At 33.0% G+C, this 24,828-nt stretch carries 23 protein-coding genes; 22 read left to right on the top strand and 1 reads right to left on the bottom strand.

Annotation, left to right across the window (positions count from 1 at the left end; genetic code table 11):
- Positions 1-17 precede the first annotated feature (17 nt).
- The 9 genes from ACXGSQ_RS00585 to ACXGSQ_RS00545 all read left to right on the top strand — a co-directional run bounded on the left by ACXGSQ_RS00585 (position 18) and on the right by ACXGSQ_RS00545 (position 8,160).
- A complete protein-coding gene (locus tag ACXGSQ_RS00585; RefSeq protein WP_458627724.1) occupies positions 18-428 on the top strand; it encodes an RrF2 family transcriptional regulator in 411 nt (136 codons plus the stop codon).
- 125 nt (positions 429-553) lie between these two features.
- A complete protein-coding gene (locus tag ACXGSQ_RS00580) occupies positions 554-814 on the top strand; it encodes a DUF2061 domain-containing protein (protein WP_458627723.1) in 261 nt (86 codons plus the stop codon).
- Complete coding sequence (locus ACXGSQ_RS00575) at positions 811-1,431, top strand: phosphoadenosine phosphosulfate reductase domain-containing protein (RefSeq protein WP_458627722.1); 621 nt, start codon at positions 811-813, stop codon at positions 1,429-1,431. Before ACXGSQ_RS00580 ends, ACXGSQ_RS00575 begins: the two co-directional genes overlap by 4 nt.
- 10 nt (positions 1,432-1,441) lie before the next feature.
- Positions 1,442-3,529 carry a HEPN domain-containing protein gene (locus ACXGSQ_RS00570; protein ID WP_458627721.1) on the top strand — a complete coding sequence of 696 codons (2,088 nt, stop codon included), beginning with the start codon at positions 1,442-1,444 and terminating at the stop codon, positions 3,527-3,529.
- 10 nt (positions 3,530-3,539) lie between these two features.
- Positions 3,540-4,313, top strand: a complete 774-nt coding sequence (gene cobA / locus ACXGSQ_RS00565; RefSeq protein ID WP_458629298.1) for a uroporphyrinogen-III C-methyltransferase — start codon at positions 3,540-3,542, stop codon at positions 4,311-4,313.
- A gap of 1 nt (position 4,314) precedes the next feature.
- Positions 4,315-4,893, top strand: coding sequence for a precorrin-2 dehydrogenase/sirohydrochlorin ferrochelatase family protein (locus ACXGSQ_RS00560; protein ID WP_458627720.1), 579 nt, complete (start codon positions 4,315-4,317; stop codon positions 4,891-4,893).
- 3 nt (positions 4,894-4,896) lie between these two features.
- Positions 4,897-5,946 (top strand): NAD(P)/FAD-dependent oxidoreductase, encoded by a 1,050-nt coding sequence (locus ACXGSQ_RS00555; protein ID WP_458627719.1) that lies wholly within the window; start codon positions 4,897-4,899, stop codon positions 5,944-5,946.
- Between the two features lie 320 nt (positions 5,947-6,266).
- Positions 6,267-7,358, top strand: a complete 1,092-nt coding sequence (locus tag ACXGSQ_RS00550; RefSeq protein ID WP_458627718.1) for an acyloxyacyl hydrolase — start codon at positions 6,267-6,269, stop codon at positions 7,356-7,358.
- Positions 7,359-7,410: 52 nt separating this feature from the next.
- Positions 7,411-8,160: a head GIN domain-containing protein gene (locus ACXGSQ_RS00545; protein ID WP_458627717.1), complete on the top strand. Its 750-nt coding sequence runs from the start codon at positions 7,411-7,413 to the stop codon at positions 8,158-8,160.
- 51 nt (positions 8,161-8,211) lie between these two features.
- Here ACXGSQ_RS00545 and gldA read toward each other — a convergent pair whose 3' ends face one another.
- Positions 8,212-9,105: a gliding motility-associated ABC transporter ATP-binding subunit GldA gene (gene gldA / locus ACXGSQ_RS00540; RefSeq protein WP_458627716.1), complete on the bottom strand. Its 894-nt coding sequence runs from the start codon at positions 9,103-9,105 to the stop codon at positions 8,212-8,214.
- A gap of 363 nt (positions 9,106-9,468) precedes the next feature.
- Here gldA and ACXGSQ_RS00535 point away from each other — a divergent pair, with 363 nt between their 5' ends.
- The 13 genes from ACXGSQ_RS00535 (at position 9,469) to rlmN (ending at position 24,784) form a co-directional block, all read left to right on the top strand.
- Positions 9,469-10,296, top strand: a complete 828-nt coding sequence (locus ACXGSQ_RS00535) for a prephenate dehydratase (RefSeq protein ID WP_458627715.1) — start codon at positions 9,469-9,471, stop codon at positions 10,294-10,296.
- Positions 10,293-11,435, top strand: coding sequence for a pyridoxal phosphate-dependent aminotransferase (locus ACXGSQ_RS00530; RefSeq protein ID WP_458627714.1), 1,143 nt, complete (start codon positions 10,293-10,295; stop codon positions 11,433-11,435). Before ACXGSQ_RS00535 ends, ACXGSQ_RS00530 begins: the two co-directional genes overlap by 4 nt.
- 50 nt (positions 11,436-11,485) lie before the next feature.
- A complete protein-coding gene (locus ACXGSQ_RS00525) occupies positions 11,486-12,337 on the top strand; it encodes a prephenate dehydrogenase (protein ID WP_458627713.1) in 852 nt (283 codons plus the stop codon).
- Between the two features lie 23 nt (positions 12,338-12,360).
- Complete coding sequence (locus tag ACXGSQ_RS00520; RefSeq protein ID WP_458627712.1) at positions 12,361-13,443, top strand: chorismate mutase; 1,083 nt, start codon at positions 12,361-12,363, stop codon at positions 13,441-13,443.
- 166 nt (positions 13,444-13,609) lie between these two features.
- On the top strand, positions 13,610-15,256 hold the full coding sequence (locus tag ACXGSQ_RS00515; RefSeq protein ID WP_458627711.1) for a hypothetical protein: 1,647 nt from the start codon (positions 13,610-13,612) through the stop codon (positions 15,254-15,256).
- Between the two features lie 89 nt (positions 15,257-15,345).
- Positions 15,346-16,299: a ribosome small subunit-dependent GTPase A gene (gene rsgA, locus ACXGSQ_RS00510; protein WP_458629297.1), complete on the top strand. Its 954-nt coding sequence runs from the start codon at positions 15,346-15,348 to the stop codon at positions 16,297-16,299.
- A gap of 37 nt (positions 16,300-16,336) precedes the next feature.
- On the top strand, positions 16,337-16,789 hold the full coding sequence (dtd, locus tag ACXGSQ_RS00505) for a D-aminoacyl-tRNA deacylase (protein ID WP_458627710.1): 453 nt from the start codon (positions 16,337-16,339) through the stop codon (positions 16,787-16,789).
- A gap of 365 nt (positions 16,790-17,154) precedes the next feature.
- Positions 17,155-18,951 (top strand): DUF3857 domain-containing protein, encoded by a 1,797-nt coding sequence (locus ACXGSQ_RS00500; RefSeq protein ID WP_458627709.1) that lies wholly within the window; start codon positions 17,155-17,157, stop codon positions 18,949-18,951.
- A gap of 40 nt (positions 18,952-18,991) precedes the next feature.
- Entirely contained in the window at positions 18,992-20,944 is a 1,953-nt protein-coding gene (locus ACXGSQ_RS00495) for a transglutaminase domain-containing protein (protein WP_458627708.1), read from the top strand.
- Positions 20,945-20,946: 2 nt separating this feature from the next.
- Entirely contained in the window at positions 20,947-21,273 is a 327-nt protein-coding gene (locus tag ACXGSQ_RS00490) for a nucleotide pyrophosphohydrolase (RefSeq protein ID WP_458627707.1), read from the top strand.
- A 32-nt stretch (positions 21,274-21,305) separates the two neighbouring features.
- Positions 21,306-22,532 (top strand): 3-phosphoshikimate 1-carboxyvinyltransferase, encoded by a 1,227-nt coding sequence (locus ACXGSQ_RS00485; protein WP_458627706.1) that lies wholly within the window; start codon positions 21,306-21,308, stop codon positions 22,530-22,532.
- A gap of 68 nt (positions 22,533-22,600) precedes the next feature.
- On the top strand, positions 22,601-23,650 hold the full coding sequence (queA, locus tag ACXGSQ_RS00480; RefSeq protein ID WP_458627705.1) for a tRNA preQ1(34) S-adenosylmethionine ribosyltransferase-isomerase QueA: 1,050 nt from the start codon (positions 22,601-22,603) through the stop codon (positions 23,648-23,650).
- 93 nt (positions 23,651-23,743) lie between these two features.
- A complete protein-coding gene (gene rlmN / locus ACXGSQ_RS00475) occupies positions 23,744-24,784 on the top strand; it encodes a 23S rRNA (adenine(2503)-C(2))-methyltransferase RlmN (RefSeq protein WP_458627704.1) in 1,041 nt (346 codons plus the stop codon).
- The last annotated feature ends 44 nt before the right edge of the window (positions 24,785-24,828 follow it).

Below are 24,828 nucleotides of genomic sequence, written 5' to 3'. Positions count from 1 at the left end.
AGTACTAGATTTACATTATGCTTTCAAAGAAAACAAAATACGGAATAAAAGCCTTGGTTCATTTGGCACGTCAAAAAGATCGACTTCCTGTGCAGATTTCTGCAATTTCAAAAGCTGAAAATATTTCTCAAAAATTCTTAGAAAGTATACTGTTAACGTTAAGAAAAAATGGAATGTTAGGCTCTAAGAAGGGAAAAGGTGGAGGGTATTATTTATTAAAAGACCCAAAAGAAATTCCGATGACAACAGTGATGAGATTGTTAGAAGGCCCTATTGCTATGGTGCCATGCGTGAGCTTGAATTTTTACGAAAAGTGTGAGGATTGTTTGGATGAAGAAGCCTGTGCAGTCAATAAATTAATGTTGAAAGTCCGAGATAATACACTACAAATATTCCGTAATACCACTTTAGCTGATTTGTCCAATTAGCAGATTCCCATTTTTTTACCCTTATTTTTTTTAAATAATTAGGTGCTTAATTAGAATTAATTTATATGTTTGCATTACCCTAGTAAATCCATAGGGTATAAGGATTACTAAATTAATAGCATATTATGGAAAGTGTAATACAGACAAATGTAAGTCTAAAAAAAGAAGAAAACGTTTCTTCTGCACCTCAAGAGAATATTAAAAGAAGTATCGTAAAAACGATAAGTTGGAGAGTTGTAGGAACATTGGCTACAGTTACGATTTCTTACCTTATTACAGGAACTTTAGCATTGGCATTTTCAATTGGAGGTATAGAATTAGTTTCTAAAATGATACTTTATTTCTTTCATGAACGGGCTTGGACTAATATAAAATGGGGGAAATGATAGATATTAATATAGACGTTTGGAACAAGAAATTAAGAGATAAATCTCCAGTTGAAATTGCTGAATGGGCTTTGACGTTGTCGGACAATAAAATTGTAACGACTAGCTTTGGAGTGTATTCTTCCGTTTTATTGAGCACAATGGCTAAACTAGATAAAGACATCAGAGTGGTTTGGTGCGATACATTATATAATCAACCAACTACTTACGCACATGCTGCTCATTTGATAAAAAAATACAATTTGAATATTCTCAAATATCAAAGTTTATATACCAAAGAAGAAATTGATTCTACCATAGGGTTACCAAGTTTAGAAGATGATAATCATGCGATTTTTTCAGAAGCCGTAAAGTTAGAACCTTTTAGGCGTGCATTAAAAGAACAAAACCCAGATGTTTGGTTTACAAATATTAGAATACGACAAACTGAATATAGAGATAAGAAAGACATTTTAAGTTATAGTAAAGATGGGATTCTTAAAGTGAGTCCATTTTATTATTGGAGTGATGCTGATTTAGATCAGTATATAGAAGATAATAAATTACTAAAAAACAGTTATTACTTCGATCCAATAAAAGCACTTCTCAATAGGGAATGTGGAATACATTTTCAATAATTGAGAGCAGATGCAAAGTTTTAGAACAGAGTTAGAGAATCCGGTAGTACAAAAGGATATCATAGAATTAGCTAAGAAAATTGAGCTTTTTCAAAATGGAAAAGTTGATGAAGAAAAATTTAGAAGTCTTCGTTTAGCTAGAGGTATTTATGGGCAGCGTCAAGAAGGGGTGCAAATGATTAGAATCAAATTGCCTTACGGTAAGGTCTTGAGTCATCAATTGCGTCGAATTTCTGAAGTGTCTGACAAATATTCAAGGCGTCGATTGCATATTACCACACGTCAAGATATTCAAATTCATTATGTGGATCTTAACCGCACTCCAGAACTTTGGGCAGAATTAGAACGTGATAATGTAACGATAAGAGAAGCCTGTGGTAATACGGTGAGAAATGTTACAGCTAGTGAAACAGCAGGCATTGATATCAATGAACCTTTTGATGTTTCGCCTTATGCTGATGCTTTATTTAAATTCTTTTTAAGAAACCCAATTTGTCAAGAAATGGGACGAAAGTTTAAAGTGTCATTTTCAGCTTCAGATGAAGATACCGGATTATCCTATATGCACGATTTAGGGTTTATAGCTAAAATTGAAAACGGAGTTAAAGGCTTTAAAGTGATGTTAGGTGGTGGACTAGGGTCCCAACCGAGACATGCAGATTTATTTTATGAGTTTTTGCCATCAGATAAAATCATTCCTCTAATGGAAGGTGTTATAAGAGTGTTTGATCGATATGGTGAACGAAAAAGTAGAGCTAAAGCCCGAATGAAATTTTTGCTAAAAGATATAGGTGTAGAGGCTTTTAAAACACTAGTTGAAGATGAACAAACAGCTATTGCATTCAAATCAATACCTATTGACGAATCTAATTATAAGGCTTCAAAACCTGTTGCAGTGATTACACCAAACGTTACTATTCACGATATGAAAGCTTATAATTTGTGGAAATCGACTAACATTATTCCTCAAAAACAAAAGGGATATGTGGCCATCGGAATAAAAGTACTTTTAGGTGACTTTTATACAGATAAAGCGAGATTGTTAGCAGATTTGGTAGAACAATATGCTGCTGGTGAAATAAGATTGAGCTTACGTCAAAATATATTAATTCCTTTTGTAAAAGAAGAGGCAGTTCCTTTTTTCTATACCGAATTAAAAAAACTAAATTTTGTAGAAGCTGGTTATAATAAGGCTGTAGATATTACCGCTTGTCCTGGTACAGATACGTGTAATTTAGGGATTTCGAGCAGTACAGGTATTGCTGAAGAGTTAGAACGCATCATTAAAACGGAGTATCCTAAGTATTTAAGAAATAATGATTTAGTTATTAAAATTAGCGGTTGTATGAATGCTTGTGGACAGCATAATATGGCAAACATTGGTTTTCAAGGCATGTCAATTAGAACTAAAGATAAACGCGTAGCTCCTGCATTACAAGTGCTTTTAGGTGGTGGAAATTTAGGAAACGGGAATGCTTATTTTGCAGATAAAGTGGTGAAAGTGCCGAGCAGAAGAGGCCCTGAAGCATTACGAAGAATCTTAAACGATTTTGAAGCAAATGCCAACGGAAAATTGTTTGTCGATTATTATAAAGAAAAAGGGGAAAAATACTTTTATCAGTTACTAACAGACTTATCAGATATTGACAACCTTACTCAAGATGATTTTATTGATTGGGGGACTGAAGAACAATATGTAAAAGCAATTGGTATTGGAGAATGTGCCGGTGTGGTTATCGATTTAATTGCCACACTGTTCTTAGAAAGTGATGAGAAAATTGAAGAAGCTAAAGACGCTTTTAATAATAAAGTGTATTCAAGTGCTATTTACGAAGCTTATCGTTCAATGGTAAATTCGGCAAAAGCTATTTTACTTTCAGAAAATATCAGTACCAATACACAGGCTGGTATTATAAAACAATTTGAAGAATTTTTTGTAGAAACCCAACGTATAGAATTAGGAACTTCATTTTCAGATCTTATTTATCAAATAAAAGTATTTCCTCCAACGGAAGACTTTGCCACGAATTATATAAACGCAGCAGAACAATTTTTAAAACACGTTAGGGCTTTTAGAGAAAAACAAGTTGTTGCATAAAACTTAAATGATGACACCAAGATTAACCGTAGTAGGCGCAGGACCGGGAGATATAGATTTAATTACTCTAAAAGGAATTAAAGCTATAAAATCAGCAAATGTCATTTTATATGATGCATTAGTAAATGTAGACTTGTTAGTGTATGCCTCTCCAAAAGCAGAATTGGTTTTTGTTGGCAAACGCAAAGGCTATTATGCGTATCAACAAAGTCAAATTAATGAATTAATTGTAGAACGCGCCTTACGATATGGACATGTGGTGCGTTTAAAAGGTGGTGACCCCTTTATTTTTGGTCGTGGAGCTGAAGAGTTAGAATACGCTAAAGATTATGCTATTGAAGTTGCTGTTGTGCCAGGTATTTCGTCGTCTTCAGCTGTTCCAGCTTATCAAGGTATTCCATTAACCAAACGACATGCTTCTGAAAGTTTTTGGGTCATCACCGGAACCACCAAATCACATCAAATTTCTAGTGATATAGCACTGGCAGCAAAGTCTACGGGAACAGTGGTTATTTTAATGGGGATGAGTAAACTTTCGGAAATCACTCGGATTTTCATTAAAGAAGGTAAGTCGGAAACGGCTATTGCTGTCATTCAAAATGGAACCCGAATAAATGAAACCGTGGGCATTGGTACAATAGCAACAATTGAAGCAATTGTAGAAGAAAAACAATTGTCTAATCCGGCTGTCATTATTATAGGAGAGGTTGTTAACCAACGTGTGGACCTTTCTGATATTTATGTTGAAGCTGATTTAGCAAAACGCCAAAAACAAATTGCGTAGTATGGAGCGGAATAATTTATATCCCGTCTTTCTAAAAGCGAAACAGCTCAAAGTTTTAATTATTGGTGGAGGTTACGTGGCAGAAGAGAAGTTAAGGTTTTTATTAAAGTCTAGTCCAGATGCTAATGTTACAATGGTATCTCCTATGTATAGAGAAGGTACGATTACTGTGGCTAATACAGGGAAGGTCAATCGAATTACAGACCATTACAATCCATCGTATTTAAAAGGGCATCAAATTATAATTGCTACTGCAGATGTTCCAGGGGTCAATGTAAAGGTATATAAGGATTGCCGAGCACAAGATAAACTGGTCAATGTTGCAGATAACCCACCGTATTGCGATTTTTATATGGGCGGAATAGTTACTAAAGGTAATGTAAAGGTCGCGATTTCTACAAATGGAAAATCACCCACAACAGCAAAACGCTTACGTCAATTTTTTGAAGATGTGATTCCAGATAATATTGATGATTTAGTGCAAAACCTCAATATATACCGAAAAACAATAAAAGGCGATTTTGAGCAGAAAGTCGAAAAGTTAAATGAATTCACTAAGGGGTTAGTCGAAAAAATATAGATTATGATTCAAACAGATATATTAATTATTGGAGCAGGACCAACAGGTTTATTCACCGTTTTTGAAGCCGGATTGCTAAAATTAAAGTGCCATTTAATTGATGCTTTACCGCAACCTGGTGGTCAGTGTTCCGAATTATATCCCAAAAAACCAATTTATGATATTCCGGGTTTTCCAGAAATATTAGCAGGTGATTTAACCTCTAATTTATTAGAGCAAGGAAAACAGTTTCAGCCAGGTTTTACGTTAGGTGAACGCGCCGAAACCATCGAAAAATTAGAAGACGAAAGTTTTATCGTAACTACAAATAAAGGCACACAACATCAGGCTCCGATCATTGCTATTGCTGGTGGATTGGGGAGTTTTGAACCAAGAAAGCCGCCATTAGAAAATATGGATAAGTATGAAGATCATGGTTTAGCTTACTTTATAAAAGATCCAGAAGTCTATCGTGATAAAAAAGTAGTAATAGCTGGAGGAGGAGATTCTGCTTTAGATTGGAGTATTTTCCTCGCTGATGTGGCTTCAGAAGTGACATTAGTCCATAGACGAAATGAATTTAGAGGTGCTTTAGATTCTGTAGAACGTGTTCAGGAATTAAAGTTGATTGATAAAATAAAGACTATCACACCAGCAGAAATTACAGCTTTGCATGGGGAGCATAAAATTGAAGGGGTTTCGGTATCTAAGAATGGTAAAACTAAAGTATTAGAAGCAGATGCTTTTATTCCGCTTTTTGGATTATCGCCAAAACTTGGGCCTATTGGAGAATGGGGACTTGAGATAGAAAAAAATGCAATTAAAGTTAATACGGTAGACTATCAAACTAATATTCCTGGGATTTATGCCATTGGAGATGTTAATACGTATGAAGGAAAATTGAAATTGATTCTTTGTGGTTTTCACGAAGCAACTTTAATGTGTCAATCGGCTTACAAACGACTAAACCCAGATAAGAAGTTTGTCTTAAAATACACAACGGTAAGTGGTATCAATGGCTTTGATGGCACAAGAAAAGAATCACCAAAAGCTGTGGTAAAAACCATTTTGTAAACATAAGAAGTGATTAAGTTACTAAAGTAGGTGTTTCAATAGTTTCAAAACGCTGTTAGAAATTCAATGTTAATTACATAACCATTTCTTAGATTTTAATTAACAAAAGAATCGTGTTTAAGTTAGATATTTGCATTGTATTATTAAGCCCTTAATCATGAAATTAATAAATAAATATAAATCCGATTTTAGATTTGCTGTACAGCTTTTAGTCTTAACAGCTATCGCATTTTTAGCAGCTTTTTTTGTATAACAAACTTGTACAAGACTTAAGCTTCTAATTGTAATTATTGACTACTTTTGCACCTCAATAATTGCGAATGCGAAATCTAATAAGTACAATTTTAATAGTAGTATCTGTAGGACTCTATGCACAGGAAAAAGGGAGCCGTACATATTTTGATCTCAATTATTTTGGTGGAAATATAGCACTCCATAATAACAGTATTCTTCACTTAATAAAGGGGCATCCCGAAGGGGTTTTATTCAGTTGGAATAAAAGAACGTTTGGAAATGAAGCTTGGGAGCATCGTTTTAATTATCCAGATTATGGAGCGTCTTTAATTTTTCAAGATCTAAAGAATGAAAAATTGGGGAATAATATTGGACTTTACGCACACTATAATTTTTATTTTTTTAAACGCAACGTCATGTTGCGTATTGGTCAAGGATTAGCTTATACCAGTAACCCATATGATAAGATTGAAAATCCGAAAAATGTGGCTTTTGGATCAGATATTTTGAGTTCTACCTATGTCATGATTAATTACAAAAAAGACCGCCTTTTTAATCGTTTAGGGATTCAAACAGGTTTGTCGTTAATACATTATTCTAATGCGAATGTAAAAGCCCCTAATACAAGTGTAAATACCATAGCTTTTAATTTGGGAGTGACGTATCAGTTAGATGAAGAAGACCCAGAATTTGTTGAAACTGTTGACGAGGAAAAATTTACTGAAAAGCTAAGATATAACTTTGCATTGAGATCTGGAATTAACGAAAGTGACGTTATCGGTAGTGGGCAATTTCCATTTTATGTTTTGTCAGCTTATGCAGATAAACGCTTAAGTCATGTTAGTGCCATTCAGTTTGGTGCTGATGTGTTTTTTTCCAACTTTTTAAAGGAATTAATTTACTATCAATCGGTGTCATTTCCTGAAGAAGATGTGAGTGGAGATGAGGATTACAAACGTGTCGGACTTTTTGCTGGTCATGAGTTGTTTATTAATCGTATGTCTGTTGAAACACAATTAGGGTATTATGTTTATTATCCGTTTGATTTTGAGGGTAGAATGTATTTAAGAATTGGTTTAAAACGGTATTTTGGAGATCATTTTTTTGGTGCTATAACCTTAAAATCACATGGAGCAAAGGCGGAGGCGGTAGAATTCGGGATAGGAGTAAGGTTGTAATTCTTATAAAAGTAGAAAATTAGATTACAACAGCGTAATTCAATAATAAAACATGAAACAAATACATTTATACATACCACTATTTTTTTTGATTTTTGCTTGTAATAGTGAAGATGCTAATGACTGTTTTCAAACTTCAGGACGTATCATTCAGCAAGAAGTTTCTGTGTCAAGTTTTGAACGCATTCTTGTTCATAGAGATATTAAATTGGTTATTAAGGAAGCACCAAATTATAAGGTTACCATAGAAACAGGTGAAAATCTAATTAACGATGTTACAGTAGAAGTTGTTGGAAACAGGTTGGTCTTAACAGATAATAATACTTGTAATTATGTGAGAGATTATGGAATTACAAAAATATATGTTGAAACACCAAGCCTTAATGAAATTAGATCGTCCACACAGTATGAGGTGTCTTCTGATGGTGTTTTAAATTATGAAGCGTTAACCTTAATTTCAGAAGACTACAATCAAGAGAATCAATTTACCATAGGTGATTTTAGACTCAGTATCAATTCCGAAAATCTGAATATTGAGGCTAATAACTTATCATTCTACTATATAAATGGAGTTGTTGAGAATTTATATGTTGGCTTTTATTCAGGTTCAGGTCGTTTTGAAGGCGAAAGTTTATTGGCTCAGAACGTTAATGTTTATCATCGAGGTAGTAACGATATGATTGTAAATCCGCAACAAAGCCTAACCGGAAGCCTTAAAGGTACAGGAGATTTAATTTCTGTAAATGAGCCACCAACTGTAGATGTTGAACGCATCTACACGGGGCAGTTATTGTTTCAATAAAGATTAAAAAATTGCTGTAAAATACAATTTTATATAATTTCAGCGATTAAACTATTTAGTGAGTTCTTGAAACAAACTCTCTAAACTGGCATTCTTCTGATTCAGTTGTAGAATCTTTAGTTCATTATCATGTGCAAAATCAAATACATGTGAGCGCATATCTTCTTTGGTAGAAAACGTAATTTCATAAACAAAGCCATATGTGTTTTTTACAGATTCTACTTTTGGTAGTCTTAAAAGAAAGGCATCTTCCACTCTAAAATCAAATTCAACAATCACAATTTGTTCTTGGCCATCGCGTAAATCTTTCAAGTATTTATCGGCAACAACTTCACCTTTATTAATGATGATGACACGGTCGCACATCGCTTCTACTTCCTGCATAATATGTGTAGATAGAAACACTGTTTTTTCTTTGCCAATGCTTTTGATGAGATTTCTTATATCAACTAATTGGTTAGGGTCTAAGCCTGTTGTAGGTTCATCTAATATTAACACATCAGGATTGTGTAACAAAGCATTTGCTAGACCAACACGCTGTCTGTAACCCTTAGAAAGTTGATTGATTTTTTTATGAGCTTCTGGTTGTAATCCCGTTAATTCAATGACATCGTCAATACGCGATTTCGGTGTACCATAAACATTAGCATTAAAATTTAAATATTCTTTTACGTATAAATCGGTGTAAAGAGGATTGTGTTCGGGTAAATAACCAACACTATTTTGAACACTTTTCTTTTCTGAAGTGATATCAAAACCATTGACGGTAGCGGAGCCTTCAGAAGCTTCTATATAAGTGGTTAAAATTTTCATCATAGTCGATTTTCCGGCACCATTTGGGCCCAAAAAACCAACAATTTCGGCATCATTGACTTTAAAAGAAACATTGTTAAGTGCTTTTTGTTCTTTATAAAGTTTCGTAATATTTTTTACTTCAATAGACATACAGATAGTAATTTATTCAAAAATAGGTAATTCCGAATATTGTATTGCAATTATTGTTAATTCTTTAAAATTATGCAATTATCTGGAAAAAACTAATTCAACAATTTTGATTTGACAAAATAATAATTACATTAGCCCTATAATTAAAGATTTCCACTGATGTGGAAAATGAATATGAACATATCTAGAGCATATTATAACTGGTTTTATTTCTTTTTTAGCTAAAGGAACGAGACTGAGTATGTTTTATTTAAAAATATAGTTTTAAAAGTCTCGATTTAATCGAGACTTTTTTTGTTTAAGATATTTTGAAGTTAAAAGTACCTGAAGGGTTTTCAGGACATAAAATAATAAAAGTAAATTTTGAAAAAACCAATAGCCATACAGGGAATAAAGGGGTCATTCCATCACGAAGTTGTACAGCATTATTTTAATAATGAATCTGATGTGGTTGAATGTATGACTTTTGATAGCTTAATTGATACATTGCTAGAGAAGCAAACGGACGAAATAGTTATGGCTTTAGAAAATTCTATAGCAGGTTCAATTATACCCAATTATGCATTAATAGATAATCATCAGTTAAGTATTGTTGGTGAATGTTATTTAGATATTCAGCATCATTTAATGGCTTTAGAGCATCAAGTTATTGAAGATATTCTAGAGGTACATTCACATCCTATGGCGTTGTTACAATGTAAAGTGTTTTTTAAAGATTACCCACATATCAAATTGGTAGAAGCTAAAGATACAGCAGATGTGGCGAAGCAAATTTCTGAACAACATATAAAAGGAATAGCAGCCATAGCGAGTAAAAATGCCGCGCGACTATACAATCTTAATATTTTGGCAGAAAGTATTCAGACGATTCAACATAATGAGACCCGTTTTGTGATTGTAAAACGCGAAAATAACCAAGCAGAAAAAGAGCAGATTAATAAGGCCTCTTTAAAATTTGAATTAGACCATAAGCGTGGCAGTTTAGCAGCCTTATTAAATGTGTTGAGTGATTGTAAACTTAACTTAACCAAAATTCAATCGTTACCAAAAATAGATACACCTTGGAAATATGCTTTTTTTGTAGATGTAACATTTGAAGATTATAAAAATTATGATAAAGCCAAGTCTATTATAAGTTTAATGGCTGAGAATTTTAAAGTATTAGGAGAATATAAAAATGCAAGACCATGATAGAAGTTGCAAAACGTTTACAAAATGTTGAAGAATACTACTTTTCTAAGAAGTTGAGAGAAGTGGCACTTTTAAAATCACAAGGAAAACCAATTATTAATTTAGGTATTGGTAGTCCAGATTTAGAGCCACCATTTAAAGCTTCAATGTTGCTTCAAGATAGTTTAATCGATGAAAAAGCACATCAATATCAAAGTTATCAAGGATTACCAGAACTAAGAGAAGGGATTTCAAAATTTTATAAAACGCATTATCAGGTAAACTTAAGTTCGCAAACGGAAGTATTACCCTTAATGGGAAGCAAGGAAGGGATAATGCATATTTCGATGGCGTTTTTAAATAAAGGTGATAAAGTGCTTATCCCAAATCCAGGGTATCCAACATATGCTTCTGTAACGAAACTGTTAGAAGCAAAACCTGTGTTTTATGATTTAAAAGAAAACAATAATTGGGAGCCAGATTTTGCAGCCTTAGAGCGTTTAGATTTAAAACGTGTAAAAATTATGTGGATTAACTATCCCCATATGCCAACAGGTGCAAATGCCACTAATAAGTTTTATGATAAGGTAATTGAATTTGGGAAACGACACGATATATTAATCGTAAATGACAATCCTTATAGTTTTATTCTCAACGATAAACCAATTAGTATTTTACGTTATAAGAATGCAAAAGATGTGTGTTTAGAGTTGAACTCTTTAAGTAAAACATTTAATATGGCAGGCTGGCGTGTTGGGATGTTGGTTGGTAACTACGATTTTGTAAGTGCTGTATTACGTGTTAAAAGTAATATGGATTCTGGTATGTTTTACGGCATACAAAAAGGAGCTATTGAGGCTTTAAAATGTTCAGAAATGTGGTTTAAGAGTTTAAATAGTGTATATCAAAACCGAAGAGAATTAGTATGGAAACTAGCAGACGGACTCAATTGTACTTATGATACGCATGCTTCAGGTATGTTTGTTTGGGGAAAATTACCACCACATGTGAAATCTGAAGAATTTACAGATATGGTATTAAAGGAGTATTCTATATTTATTACTCCAGGTACTGTTTTTGGCAGCAATGGAGAAGGGTATGTGCGGTTTTCGTTATGTGCTTCTGAAGAAATTATTGAAGAAGCAATTGCGAGAGTGTGACAATATTTAGTTGCGTAATGCAATGATTATTAAAAAACAAAAAAAGTAAAGTGAATAATATTTTTATCATAGGAACAGGGTTAATAGGAGGAAGTTTTGCTTTAGATATAAAAGCCTTGCATCCAAATTGTAAGGTTTTTGGAATTGATACCACTGAGGCACATCTAGATGAAGCTTTGCAATTAGGAGTGATTGATGCAAAAGCAAATTATGAAGATTTAAATATTGCAGATGTAGTTATTATAGCCATTCCTGTAGATGCAACATTAAAAGTTTTACCTACAGTTTTAGATTATATTTCGGACGATGCTATTGTCTTTGATGCAGGATCTACGAAAGAGGATATTTGTAATGTTGTAAAAGAGCATCCTAAACGTAGAAATTATTTAGCGGTGCATCCAATTGCAGGTACAGAACATTCGGGTCCAAAAGCGGCAATTCATAATTTGTATAAGAACAAGACTAATATTATTTGTGAAGTAGAGGAAACAGCCTTTAAGCTTCAAGAAAAAGCATTGAAGTTATTTTCAGATTTAGGGATGCGAATTCGTTATATGAATCCCAAAGCACACGATAAGCATATTGCTTATGTATCGCATTTATCACATATCAGTGCGTTTATGCTAGGGAAAACAGTGATTGATAAAGAAAGAAATGAACGCGATATCTTTGATATGGCAGGAAGTGGATTTGCTAGCACAGTGCGTTTAGCGAAAAGTTCACCAGCGATGTGGACACCAATTTTTCAACAGAATAGCACCAATGTCATTGAATCATTGGATGAGTATATATTGAATTTACAACACTTCAAAAAATTAATGGAAGAAGGAGATTTTGAAGCGGTTTATAACGAAATGGAAAAAACAAATTATATAAAAGACATATTAAACGGAATACAATAGTAATTAAGATTAAAAAAGCAAAAATGGAAAACAAGAAAGAAATGAGAACCTGGTTAGATGATATGAATCTAGATCATCCATTAGTAATTGCAGGTCCTTGCAGTGCGGAAACTGAAGAGCAAGTATTAAGAATAGCACACGAGCTAAAAGATACTGATGTTAATTACTATAGAGCAGGTATTTGGAAACCCAGAACACGTCCCGGAAATTTTGAAGGTGTCGGAGCTTTAGGTTTAAAATGGTTGCAAAAAGTTAAGGAAGAAACAGGAATGAAAACCTGTACAGAAGTTGCAAATGCAGCGCATGTAAAATTAGCTTTAGAGTATGATGTCGATTTATTATGGATTGGAGCACGTTCTACAGTGAGTCCATTTATTATGCAAGAAATTGCTGATGCATTAGAAGGCACTGATAAAATTGTATTGGTTAAAAATCCAGTAAATCCAGATTTATCGTTATGGTTAGGTGGTATTGAACGCTTATATTCTGCAGGAATTAAAAATTTAGGTGCTATACACAGAGGTTTTTCTACGTATGAAAAGTCTAAATATAGAAATATACCAGAATGGCAATTGGCAATTGAATTTCAAAATAGATTTCCAGATTTGCCTTTAATTAATGATCCTTCGCATATTACAGGAAATAGAGATATGATTTTAGAGGTCTCTCAAACGGCTTTAGACCTTAATTTCGACGGCTTAATGATAGAAACACATTTTGACCCAGATAATGCATGGAGTGATGCTGCACAACAAGTTACACCAAGTAGTTTAGTGCAAATTATGGATGATTTAAGAATAAGAAAAGAATCAGATCCTGAAGCAGAGTATAATAAAGAGCTTAATAATTTAAGGGCTCAGATAGACGTTGTCGATAATCAAATCATTGATTTATTAGGTAAACGTATGAAGGTGGCTGATGGTATTGGAACACTTAAAAAACAAAAGAACGTGGCCGTGTTACAAAATAAACGTTGGAATGAAATTTTAGGTAAAATGGTATTAGAAGGTGATGAAAGAGGACTAAGTGAAGAGTTTATTTTACGCATGTTTAAGGCGATTCATCAAGAATCTATTAATCATCAAGAAAAAATAGTTAATAGTTAAGTCTAAGTAGTATTAGAAATATTAGAAATAAAAAAGGTTCGCAATTTGCGAGCCTTTTTTTTGTGCTATTGATAAATCTCTAGTGTTTTGGTTAATAATTTCAATTAATAAAGTATTTGGGAATAAAAACACCTATAATTGTCAACTTAACACTAAATCTACTAGGATGTTTAAAAATTACCTAACGCTTACCATTACCTTGTTGTTTACCATTTTCGCATTTTCTCAAATTCAAGTTGGAGATTTTACGTTTACCCATGGAACCGAAATAGAAGATAATTCTCAAAAAATAGTTAGAATAGCAGGAGAGGTTGATGGCAAAGTTTTTGCCCTCGCCAACAAAAAGAAAAAATACTTTATTAAAGTATTCAAGTCGACAGATATGTCACTTATTTCTACAAATGAAATCGACCTTTCTGATTTTAAAGACCGATCTATAGATTTTGAAGAAATAGCCATCATTGGCACTAAAATTTATGTTTTTGGAAGTGTTTATGCTAAAAAAGATAAAACGGCACATTTGTTTGGTGTTGAAGTATTGTCTACAGGAAAGCTTTCTACAGATTTTGTAAAAATATTTTCAACTCAAGTTACGAAGAAAAGAGAACAAGGGGCGTTTTATTTCAAGGATTCTCCTACTAAAGATCGTTTTTTAATTATGCATGCAGCACTTTTTGATAAAGAAGAGGTGATTCAGTATGAAATTAAATTACTAGATGAGAATTTAGATACAGCAATGTCTCATATAGAAAAAGTGCCTTTTGAAGATAGAAAAGATCTTGAGTTTACGATATCAGATTATGATGTAAGTGTAAATGATGATGTGTTTTTGGTTATTAATGAAAGTTTTAGAGACCGAAAAACAAAAACAAATAATGAGAAATTTCAGGTGCATGCGTTTAAAAGTGCTAAAGGTTATGCTAAAGAAGTTATCGATATAAAGTTTACCGATAAAGAAATTATTAATTGTGAAATGTTAGCTAATAAAGAGGGTAAGCTTCATTTGGTTGGTTTTTATTCGAGCGTAAGAAAGAATGGTAAGGCAAATAAGGAGTTAAAAGGAATTTATGCCGCATCTATAATAGTGGAGACTAATGAAATTGAACGTCTTAATTTTAATGAGTTTGATTATGAGACTAAAGTTAAATTAATTGGAGAACGTCGTGCTAAGAAAGGAAAAGATGTAAAACCATTATACGTAACCCATAGCTTAATTGAGAAAAATGATGGAGGTTTAATACTGCTGTCAGAGTATCAATTGGTAATCCAAGGACAATCTTCAGGAATTGGTCCTTTAGCATTTACACCAATTACGTTTGTAAACAATGAAATTATTGTAACCTCATTAAATCCAGATGGTACAGTAGCATGGTCTAATGTTATTCCTAAAAAACAAAAAGCAAGTTACACAACATTGTCTTTAGGTATATTTGGCTTTTCAAATCAAGGAAATTTTTCTGTTAGCGCAGGCATTATGATTCCATTAACGGTTATGGGGAAAGGGCCAGAATATTTAAGTGCAATGCCTATTTATCATAATAATAAATTAACGGTTATTTTTAATGACAATACTAAAAATTATGGGGTAACAGATATCGAAGACATTAAATGGTTAGGGAATTATAATAAGGCTGTACCTGCTGCTATGACGTTTAATGATGACGGTAGCTTTACGCGATTAGATCAAGAAAATATTGAAAAATATCAATTGGTCTTACGTCCAAGAGTGTTTTTTAGAACGTCGCCTTCTGAGTATATTATTTACTCTTCGAGAAAATCAAAGGATAAATTAGGTAGAATGACCATCAATTAAGAGCACCTATAAGTAACTTAATAAAAAAAGGCGGTCTATTAGATGGCCTTTTTTTGTTCCATTAAACAATAATGACCATCTTTGTAGTAATGACAGGAACAGTATATAAATCTACAGGTAGCTGGTACACAGTTAAAACGCTGAACGGTAAATTCTATGAATGCAGAATTAAAGGCCGTTTTAGACTGGATGGTATAAAAAGCACCAACCCAATTGCTGTTGGCGATAAAGTGGAGTTTGAATTGGAAACAAAAAACAATACCGAAACTGGTGTAATTCACAGAATTGTAGAACGTAAAAACTACATCGTTCGTAAGTCGGTAAATCTTTCTAAGCAAACACATATCATTGCTTCAAATATTGATCAGGTGTTTTTGTTAGTAACCATCGATAACCCACCAACGTTTACCACGTTTATAGACCGATTCTTAGTCACAGCAGAAGCCTATTCTATTAAAACGGTTTTACTGTTTAATAAGGTCGATACTTATAGCGAAGAGACCTTATTAGAGGTGAAATACCTTGCCAGTATATATAGAGCTATTGGTTATGAGTGTATAGGGATTTCTGCAACAACAGGAAAAAATATAGATAAAGTAAAAACCCTTATGAAAGGCAAAGTAAGTATGTTTGCTGGTCATTCAGGAGTAGGTAAATCAACTTTAGTTAATGCTATTGAGCCATCTTTAGATCTAAAAACCAAAGCTATTTCTTCTCAGCATAGCCAAGGACAGCATACCACAACATTTGCAGAAATGTTCGACCTCAGTTTTGATGCGGTTATTATTGATACACCAGGAATTAAAGGCTTTGGTGTTGTTGATATGGAAAAGGAAGAAGTTGGTGATTATTTTCCTGAGTTTTTTGCACTAAAGCAAAATTGTAAGTTTAATAATTGTATCCATTTAAACGAACCAAAATGTGCGGTTAAAGAGGCTTTAGAAGCAAACGAAATCTCCTATTCTAGATATAAAAGTTATGTTCAAATTTTAGAAGGAGAAGATGAGCATTACAGATCAGATAATTGGGACGATGCTCAGTAGTCAGTAGAAATTAATCGTTGAAGTAAATCATCAATTAATGAAAATAGTAATTCAGAGAACCTTAGAAGCATCAGTAGTAATACATAATGAAAAAGTAGCTTCCATACAAAAAGGCCTTCTCATTCTTTTAGGTATTGAAAACGACGATACTCAAGACGATATCAATTGGCTTTGTAATAAGGTAGCTAATCTTCGCATTTTTCCCGATGAGGATGATGTAATGAATCTATCTTTAAAAGATGCTCAAGGCGATGTGATTTTGGTAAGTCAATTCACACTGCACGCCAGTACAAAAAAAGGAAATCGTCCAAGTTACATCAAAGCAGCAAAACCAGATGTTGCTATTCCATTGTATGAGAAATTTATTAAAACACTTCAAACTACATTAGGAAAATCCATACAAACTGGAGAGTTTGGTGCTGACATGAAAGTCCATTTGGTTAACGATGGTCCAGTCACTATCATTATCGATTCAAAAAACAAAGCGTAATATCTAAGTGCAAATTATAGCGCATATAATTCTAAATGTTTTATTTGTAATTCCTGCTAGTAGCAATGGCCTAATACGATTTAAAAGGCATCAGTATTTAATTATAAATCGAAATTCAATAATTAAATTTTGAAACAAATAGGCTGCCATTAAATAATTTAGAAACGTAAGAGATTTATATTGGAAATAGTTTGGCAATTTATTATTCCTTCATATATTGTAAAACTTAACCCGAATAAAACTATCTAATGCTCAGGTCAATACCCAGAAAGATTAGCCTTATTTCTTACTTATTTTTTGTTTCTATTTTTAGCTTTTCTCAGTCTCAAGACAACTATGTAGCACTGCTTGCTCCGCAAGAATTAATGACAAAAGTTAATGCTGTCGTCAGGTATGATAATCAAAAAGTAGAAATTAATGCTATTGATGATATGGTGGTACATACAAAGCGTATTGTTACCATTTACAACAAGTATGGTGATAAGCACGCTAACTTATTAGAGTTCTATAGTGAAAATTCTAGTATTAAAACAATAGAAGCTAAGATTTACGACAGTTTTGGAAAAGAAATTAAGAAGATAAGAAAGAATGATTTTACGGATAATAGTGCAGTAAGCGGTGGCACATTATACTCTGATAGTCGTATTAAATATTACGATTACACACCCATAAGTTATCCTTATACGATTGAATTTCTATCTGAAGTTAGACATAATACAACAGCCTTTATGCCACAGTGGAGGCCTGTTAATGGCTATTTTTTAGCCATTCAGCACGCTGAATATAAGATTGAAAATAATTCAGGAATCCCTCTAAAAATAAAAAAAGAAAATTTTGAAGCGAATAATGTCATTGAAGTTTCAGAACACCATTTTAAAATTGAGAATTTACCTGGTGTTAATTACGAATCGTATAGCCCATCTCTCGTCACATTTACTCCTAATGTAAAACCAGCATTGACCAAATTTAATATGAATGGTGTGGAAGGTGTAAATACCAATTGGCAAGATTTTGGAAAATGGGTTTATAAAGAACTGTTAACCGGTACAGATATATTGCCGCAATCTGCGATAGACGATGTAAAAGCATTGACCCATGGTGTAGATGATAAAATTGAACGTGCTAAATTGGTTTATAAATATATGCAAGATAAAACACGCTATATCAGTGTACAGATTGGTATAGGTGGATGGAAACCTATGATGGCAGATGATGTTAATAAACTGGGTTATGGAGATTGTAAAGGATTAACGAACTATACAAAAGCACTGTTAGAAGCTGTAGATGTACCTGCGTATTATACCTTGGTTTATGGCGGAAGAAACTTATTGGATATTGATAGCGAATTTTCATCAGCTCAGGGTAATCATGCCATTTTGTGTGTGCCTAATAATGGTGATAATATTTTTTTAGAATGTACCAGTCAAACAAATCCTTTTGGATTTTCTGCGGGATTTACAGATGATAGAGATGTGCTACTTGTAAAGCCAGAAGGTGGTGAAATTGTACGTACTAAAATCTATGATGCAGATGATAGCGTGCAGAAAACTAAGGCTTCAGTTGTAATGGACGCATCAGGTGGATTTACTGCAGATGTAACTATTAAAACAACAGGATATCAGTATAGCCTTCATGAAGGTATTGAAAATGAAACAGAACGCGATCAGCATATTCATTACAAAGACTATTGGGATAATATTAATAATATTTCTATTGAAAATATAAGTATTGAAAATGATAAAGAGAATATTGTACTTACGGAAAACATTAAATTGTTAGCCGCAAATTATGCTTCAAAGAGTGGTGATAGATTTATTTTTCAACCCAATATGTTTAATACCGTTACAACAATTCCTTCAAGATATATTGATAGAAAATTAGAATTTAAAATAGACCGTTCGTTTAAAGATACAGATGAGTATATTATTCAATTACCTGAAGGTTTAAACGTCGAGGCTATGACGGATTCTAAAGAAATAAAAACCAAATTCGGTACGTATAGTTTTAATATAAAAACCTTAGACGGCAATAAATTAAAATATACACGAACTTATATTTTACTAAAAGGAAATTACCCAAAAGAAGATTATAAAGCATTTAGAAATTTTAGAAAGCAAATTGTAAAATACGATAAAAGTAAAATCGTTTTAATTAAAGCTTAATAATTATCAATTAAAATCAACTGTAACAATTAAATTAAGAATGAAACATCTATTATTTACCTTAACATTAGTCTTAAGTTTTAATTTTTTAAGTGCTCAGGATTATGATTTTGGAAAAATTTCAAATGCCGAATTAGAAGAAAAATATCATCCAAAAGATTCTGCATCGTCTGCAGCCATTTTGTATCGAAATGAAGATATTAGTTTCTATTTTTCGTCAAATGAAGGATTTATACAACAACGTGAAGTCCATGAGCGTATAAAAATATACAACAAGGATGGATTTGAATGGGCGACTAAAAAAATCTATTTATATCAAGGTACAGGACAAAGAGAGACGTTAAGTGGCTTAAAAGGATTCTCTTATAACATGGTCGATGGTAAAATTGAAAAAGATAAATTAAAAAGTGATGGTAAATTTGAGGAAGATTATAGTGAGTTTACAAAAATTAGTTCTTTTACCTTGCCAAATGTAAAAGAAGGTACTGTAATTGAATATAAATACAAGGTCACATCTCCTAGAATTAGTATAGATGATATTATTTTTCAATTCAGCATTCCTGTCAATAAATTGGATATTCGTATTGCAACACCTGAGTATTATGTGTATAAAAAGCAGCTTAATTTTCGAGCAAAATTTAGACCTAAAATAAATGAAACTTTTAAAAATACAAGTACGCCATTTGATTATAAAATCAATATTCTTAATATTAATGAAGAGCATGTTCCTGCCATAAAATCTGAGGCGTTTGCTGGTAGTATTAACAATTACAGAAGTAAAATGGCAATGGAGTTGACCGCGACTTTAAATAATATGAAAATTCTTAATAAGACATATTCAATGACTTGGGAAGATGTTTCAAAAACCATTTATGATAGTGATGATTTTGGAGGGCAATTGGTAAGGTTTAATATTTATAAAAATGATCTAGAAGCGGCATTGGTTGGTATTGATGACGATTTTGAAAAAGCAAAGACAGTAGAGCGATTAGTAAAATCTAAAGTAAAGTGGAATGGTCGATATGGAAAGTATGCTCAAAAAGGAATAAGATCAGCCTATAAAGATGGAGAAGGTAATGTTGCCGATATTAACCTAATGATGGTTTCAATGTTGCGTTCTCAAGGTGTAAACGCAAATCCGGTATTGGTAAGTACAAGAAATAATGGTATTCCACTCTTTCCAACAAGAGAAGGGTTTAATTATGTGATTTGTAGTGTTCAGAAGGGAGAAGAGTATCTGTTAATAGATGCTACAGAAGAATACAGTACTAATAACATATTGCCTCAGCGTGTATTAAACTGGCAAGGTCGATTGGTTGAAGAGAATAAAGCATCACGATGGATTTCTGTTCAACCTAACAAAAAGTCTTTAGAGTCTTCAATGCTCAATGTAACTATTAATGAGGATTTCTCAGTGTCTGGAAAAGTAGCCCAACATCTTACAGATTATATGGCTTATTTCCATAGAAATAGATATGCCGTATTAACGGAAGAAGATCATATTATATCTTTAGAAAAAGATAAAGGAGATATCGAAATTAGCGAGCTAATTGTTGAAAACAATAAAGATATAACGCAACCAATTAAAATCACTTACCAATATGAATTATCTGATGGTATTGATGAAGTTGGTGATAAACTCTATTTTTCTCCACTGTTATTTTTAGCAACAAAAGAAAATCCATTTAAATTAGAAGAACGCGAGTATCCAATTGATTTTATTATTCCATATACCGACAAAAATATGGTTAATATTATGCTACCAGAAGGCTATGATGTAGAGTCATTACCAAAGTCGGAAGTGTTTGATTTTAAAAATGCTAACGTCACATTTTCTTACCTTGTGCAGCAAAATGGAAAATATCTACAATTAAAAACGCAATTCGATATTGTTAATCCGTTAATTTTGCCAGCAGATTACAAGGAGTTTAAAGCCTTTTATAGTAAAATTGTAGAAAAACAAGCAGAACAAATTGTACTAACTAAAGTTTAAATATGAATATTAAAAATGCACAAAAAGAAGTAGACGATTGGATTAATGAACACGGTGTACGTTATTTTAATGAACTTACAAACATGGCGCAGTTAACTGAAGAGGTTGGTGAAGTTGCACGTATAATTGCAAGACGTTATGGGGAACAAAGTGAAAAAGAAAGTGATAAGGATAAGGATTTAGGCGAAGAGCTCTCCGATGTTGTCTTTGTCGTATTATGCTTAGCAAATCAAACAGGTATAGATTTACAAGCTGCTTTTGATAAGAAAATGGATAAAAAAACAAAACGAGATCATAACAGGCATCACAATAATGATAAATTAAAGTAGTTTTGTTATTCATTTTTATTTAAAGCTTTTTTATGGACATTAGTATCCAAAAATCAAAACTACATAATCATCAGAAGATTCAAATTACAGGATCTAAGAGTGAATCTAATCGCTTGTTATTACTTCAGGCCTTGTATCCTCAGATGAGTATCAATAATGTGTCTAATTCTGATGATTCAGTACTTATGAGAAAAGCATTGATTTCAGAAGCAGAACTCATAGATATTCATCATGCTGGTACAGCCATGCGATTTTTAACGGCTTATTTTTCAATTCAGAAGGATAGAGAAACAATTATCACGGGATCACCGCGTATGAAAGAACGACCTATTAAAATATTGGTCGATGCTTTAACGGCATTGGGTGCAGATATTTCTTATTTGGAAAATGAAGGTTTTCCACCGCTAAAAATAATAGGTAAAGAACTTACAAAACATAAAGTTACGTTGGCCGCTAATGTGAGCAGTCAGTATATTTCGGCGTTATTGCTAATCGCATCAAAATTAGAAAACGGTTTAGAATTAACATTAGAAGGGAAAATAACATCTGTGCCATATATTAATATGACCTTGAGTCTGCTAAATAGTATAGGTATAGAAACTAGTTTTGTAGAAAATATCATTTCAGTAAAACCTAATACTACTGATTTAAAACCTCAAACACTAACGGTTGAATCTGATTGGTCTTCAGCTTCCTATTTTTATAGTCTAATAGCTTTAAGTGATGTTGATACAGAAATTACGATTGCAGCATATAAAAATCAGAGTTTACAAGGAGATTCTGTATTAGCGGATATTTATGAGAAATTTGGAGTCACGACGACGTTTTTAGACGAATCAATTATACTTCGAAAAGTGTCAAATATAGACCTTAATTCTAAAATTGAATTAGATTTAAAAAACGCACCAGATATTGCACAAACCATAGCTGTAACAGCGTTTGGTTTAGGCTTAGAATGTTATATGATAGGTTTACATACGCTTAAAATAAAAGAAACAGATCGCTTAGTGGCACTTAAAACGGAACTTGAAAAGTTAGGTGCGCACGTTATTATTACGGATCTGTCTTTACACTTAAAACCGTCAGAAAAAAGCAATAGTCATATTGCAATAGCAACCTATAATGATCATAGAATGGCAATGGCTTTTGCTCCATTGGGTTTAAAAGTGCCAATTGTAATTGAAAACGCTGATGTTGTGAGTAAATCGTATCCTCAATTTTGGAAAGATTTTAAAGCGATTGGCTTCAATTTAAAATAAACCCTTATTTACTTGACAAGGCCTATGTTGAGATTGTATCTTTGCAATTCGAAAAAAATATAATATACATGAAATTATCACATTTCCATTTTGACCTTCCAGACGAATTATTAGCTGAGCATCCTGCAGAACACAGAGATGAATCAAGACTAATGGTGCTTAATAGAGCGGAACAAACTATTGAACACAAACAATTCAAAGATCTTATCGATTATTTTGATGAAGGTGATGTGATGATTATGAACGATACCAAAGTGTTTCCTGCACGTTTATTTGGTAATAAAGAAAAAACCGGAGCACGTATTGAAGTGTTTTTACTACGTGAGTTAAATCAAGATCAACGTCTTTGGGATGTATTAGTAGATCCTGCTCGTAAAATAAGAATTGGTAATAAATTATATTTTGGTGACGATGAGACTTTAGTTGCTGAAGTTATAGACAACACTACGTCTAGAGGTAGAACGTTACGTTTCCTTTATGATGGATCTTACACGGACTTTAGAACAAAATTGACGCAACTCGGTGAAACACCATTACCAAAATATATCAATAGAGAGGTAGAGCCAGAAGATGAAGAGCGTTACCAAACAATTTATGCAAAAAATGAAGGAGCTGTTGCCGCACCAACGGCAGGGTTGCATTTTTCTAAGCACTTATTGAAACGTTTAGAAATCAAAGGAGTTAAAACAGCAGAAGTTACTTTACATGTTGGTTTAGGTACATTTAACCCAGTTGAGGTTGAAGATTTATCTAAGCATAAAATGGATAGTGAAGAAATTATAATTAAACAAAGTGCCGCAGATATTGTTAATGAAGGTATCGAAAAGAAAAAACGTATTTGTGCTGTGGGTACAACGTCGATGCGTACAATTGAAAGTTCGGTGTCATCTAATGGTCGATTGAATGAATTTCAAGGGTGGACGAATAAATTCATATTCCCACCTTACGATTTTAGTATTGCTAATTGTATGATTACTAATTTCCATACACCAAAATCGACGTTGCTAATGATGACATCAGCATTTGCTGGTCATGATTTTATGAAGAAAGCATACGAAGAAGCCGTAAAAGAGAAGTATAGATTTTACTCTTATGGAGATGCTATGTTAATCATCTAAGCACAACAATCATAAAATATTAAAAAAAGTCTCTTTATTGAGGCTTTTTTATTTTAAGAGAAAACCAAATTCATTTAAGTACTTTTGCATACAATGGAAGTAAAAAAGAAAGATATAAGAGCGTTAACTAAAGATCAATTGAGAGATTTCTTTGTGAAGCAAGGAGATAAAGCTTTTAGAGGTAATCAGGTGTACGAATGGTTATGGCAAAAGTCGGCCTATAGTTTTGAAGATATGACTAACGTATCTTTAGAAACACGGCAAATGCTAGAAGATAACTTTGTGATTAATCATATTAAAGTCGATCAGATGCAACGTAGCTCTGATGGTACGATTAAGAACGCTGTACGGCTTCACGATGATTTAATTGTAGAATCAGTACTTATACCAACAGCAACCAGAACAACAGCCTGTGTGTCGTCTCAGGTCGGTTGTAGCTTGGATTGTAGGTTTTGTGCAACGTCGCGTTTAAAACGTATGCGAAATCTTAATCCAGATGAAATATACGATCAAGTAGTTGCTATCGATAATGAAAGCAGATTATACCACAACAGACCATTGAGTAATATCGTTTTTATGGGAATGGGAGAACCTTTAATGAACTATAATAACGTTCTTAAAGCAATCGATAAAATTACGTCACCTGAAGGTTTAGGCATGTCTCCAAAACGAATTGTGGTATCAACCTCTGGAGTGCCAAAAATGATTAAGAAGATGGCAGACGATAATGTGAAATTTAAGTTAGCGGTGTCTTTACATTCTGCAATAGATGAGATTCGTACATCTATTATGCCTTTTAATGCTACATTTCCGCTTAACGACTTAAGAGAAGCCCTACAATATTGGTACGCGGCGACGAGTAATAGAATTACTTACGAATATGTAGTTTGGGACGGTATTAATGATAAGCGTAAAGATGCTGAAGCCTTAGTTGAGTTTTGCAAATTCGCACCAAGTAAAGTTAATCTTATAGAATACAATCCAATTGATGATGGCGAATTTCAACAAGCTAGTTCAAAAGCTATAGATATGTATGTTGGTGTTCTTGAGGCTAATAACATCACTGTAACGGTAAGACGCAGTAGAGGAAAGGATATAGACGCGGCATGCGGACAGTTGGCAAATAAAAGTTAAAGTTGTAGTATTTTTTTTGCGCACTAGTTTTTTATTTTACCTTT

The sequence above is a fragment of the Winogradskyella sp. PC D3.3 genome (assembly GCF_054366245.1).
Note: the sequence above shows the minus strand (reverse complement) of the source record. Positions and strands in the feature narration are given on the sequence as shown.

Excerpts from the sequence above, each read along its gene's own strand:
- ACXGSQ_RS00585 (WP_458627724.1), top strand. The coding sequence starts at position 18 with ATGCTTTCAAAGAAAACAAAATACGGAATAAAAGCCTTGGTTCATTTG.
- ACXGSQ_RS00580 (WP_458627723.1), top strand. The coding sequence starts at position 554 with ATGGAAAGTGTAATACAGACAAATGTAAGTCTAAAAAAAGAAGAAAAC.
- ACXGSQ_RS00575 (WP_458627722.1), top strand. The coding sequence starts at position 811 with ATGATAGATATTAATATAGACGTTTGGAACAAGAAATTAAGAGATAAA.
- ACXGSQ_RS00570 (WP_458627721.1), top strand. The coding sequence starts at position 1,442 with ATGCAAAGTTTTAGAACAGAGTTAGAGAATCCGGTAGTACAAAAGGAT.
- cobA (WP_458629298.1), top strand. The coding sequence starts at position 3,540 with ATGACACCAAGATTAACCGTAGTAGGCGCAGGACCGGGAGATATAGAT.
- ACXGSQ_RS00560 (WP_458627720.1), top strand. The coding sequence starts at position 4,315 with ATGGAGCGGAATAATTTATATCCCGTCTTTCTAAAAGCGAAACAGCTC.
- ACXGSQ_RS00555 (WP_458627719.1), top strand. The coding sequence starts at position 4,897 with ATGATTCAAACAGATATATTAATTATTGGAGCAGGACCAACAGGTTTA.
- ACXGSQ_RS00550 (WP_458627718.1), top strand. The coding sequence starts at position 6,267 with ATGCGAAATCTAATAAGTACAATTTTAATAGTAGTATCTGTAGGACTC.
- ACXGSQ_RS00545 (WP_458627717.1), top strand. The coding sequence starts at position 7,411 with ATGAAACAAATACATTTATACATACCACTATTTTTTTTGATTTTTGCT.
- gldA (WP_458627716.1), bottom strand. The coding sequence starts at position 9,105 with ATGTCTATTGAAGTAAAAAATATTACGAAACTTTATAAAGAACAAAAA.
- ACXGSQ_RS00530 (WP_458627714.1), top strand. The coding sequence starts at position 10,293 with ATGATAGAAGTTGCAAAACGTTTACAAAATGTTGAAGAATACTACTTT.
- ACXGSQ_RS00520 (WP_458627712.1), top strand. The coding sequence starts at position 12,361 with ATGGAAAACAAGAAAGAAATGAGAACCTGGTTAGATGATATGAATCTA.
- ACXGSQ_RS00515 (WP_458627711.1), top strand. The coding sequence starts at position 13,610 with ATGTTTAAAAATTACCTAACGCTTACCATTACCTTGTTGTTTACCATT.
- rsgA (WP_458629297.1), top strand. The coding sequence starts at position 15,346 with ATGACAGGAACAGTATATAAATCTACAGGTAGCTGGTACACAGTTAAA.
- dtd (WP_458627710.1), top strand. The coding sequence starts at position 16,337 with ATGAAAATAGTAATTCAGAGAACCTTAGAAGCATCAGTAGTAATACAT.
- ACXGSQ_RS00500 (WP_458627709.1), top strand. The coding sequence starts at position 17,155 with ATGACAAAAGTTAATGCTGTCGTCAGGTATGATAATCAAAAAGTAGAA.
- ACXGSQ_RS00495 (WP_458627708.1), top strand. The coding sequence starts at position 18,992 with ATGAAACATCTATTATTTACCTTAACATTAGTCTTAAGTTTTAATTTT.
- ACXGSQ_RS00490 (WP_458627707.1), top strand. The coding sequence starts at position 20,947 with ATGAATATTAAAAATGCACAAAAAGAAGTAGACGATTGGATTAATGAA.
- ACXGSQ_RS00485 (WP_458627706.1), top strand. The coding sequence starts at position 21,306 with ATGGACATTAGTATCCAAAAATCAAAACTACATAATCATCAGAAGATT.
- queA (WP_458627705.1), top strand. The coding sequence starts at position 22,601 with ATGAAATTATCACATTTCCATTTTGACCTTCCAGACGAATTATTAGCT.
- rlmN (WP_458627704.1), top strand. The coding sequence starts at position 23,744 with ATGGAAGTAAAAAAGAAAGATATAAGAGCGTTAACTAAAGATCAATTG.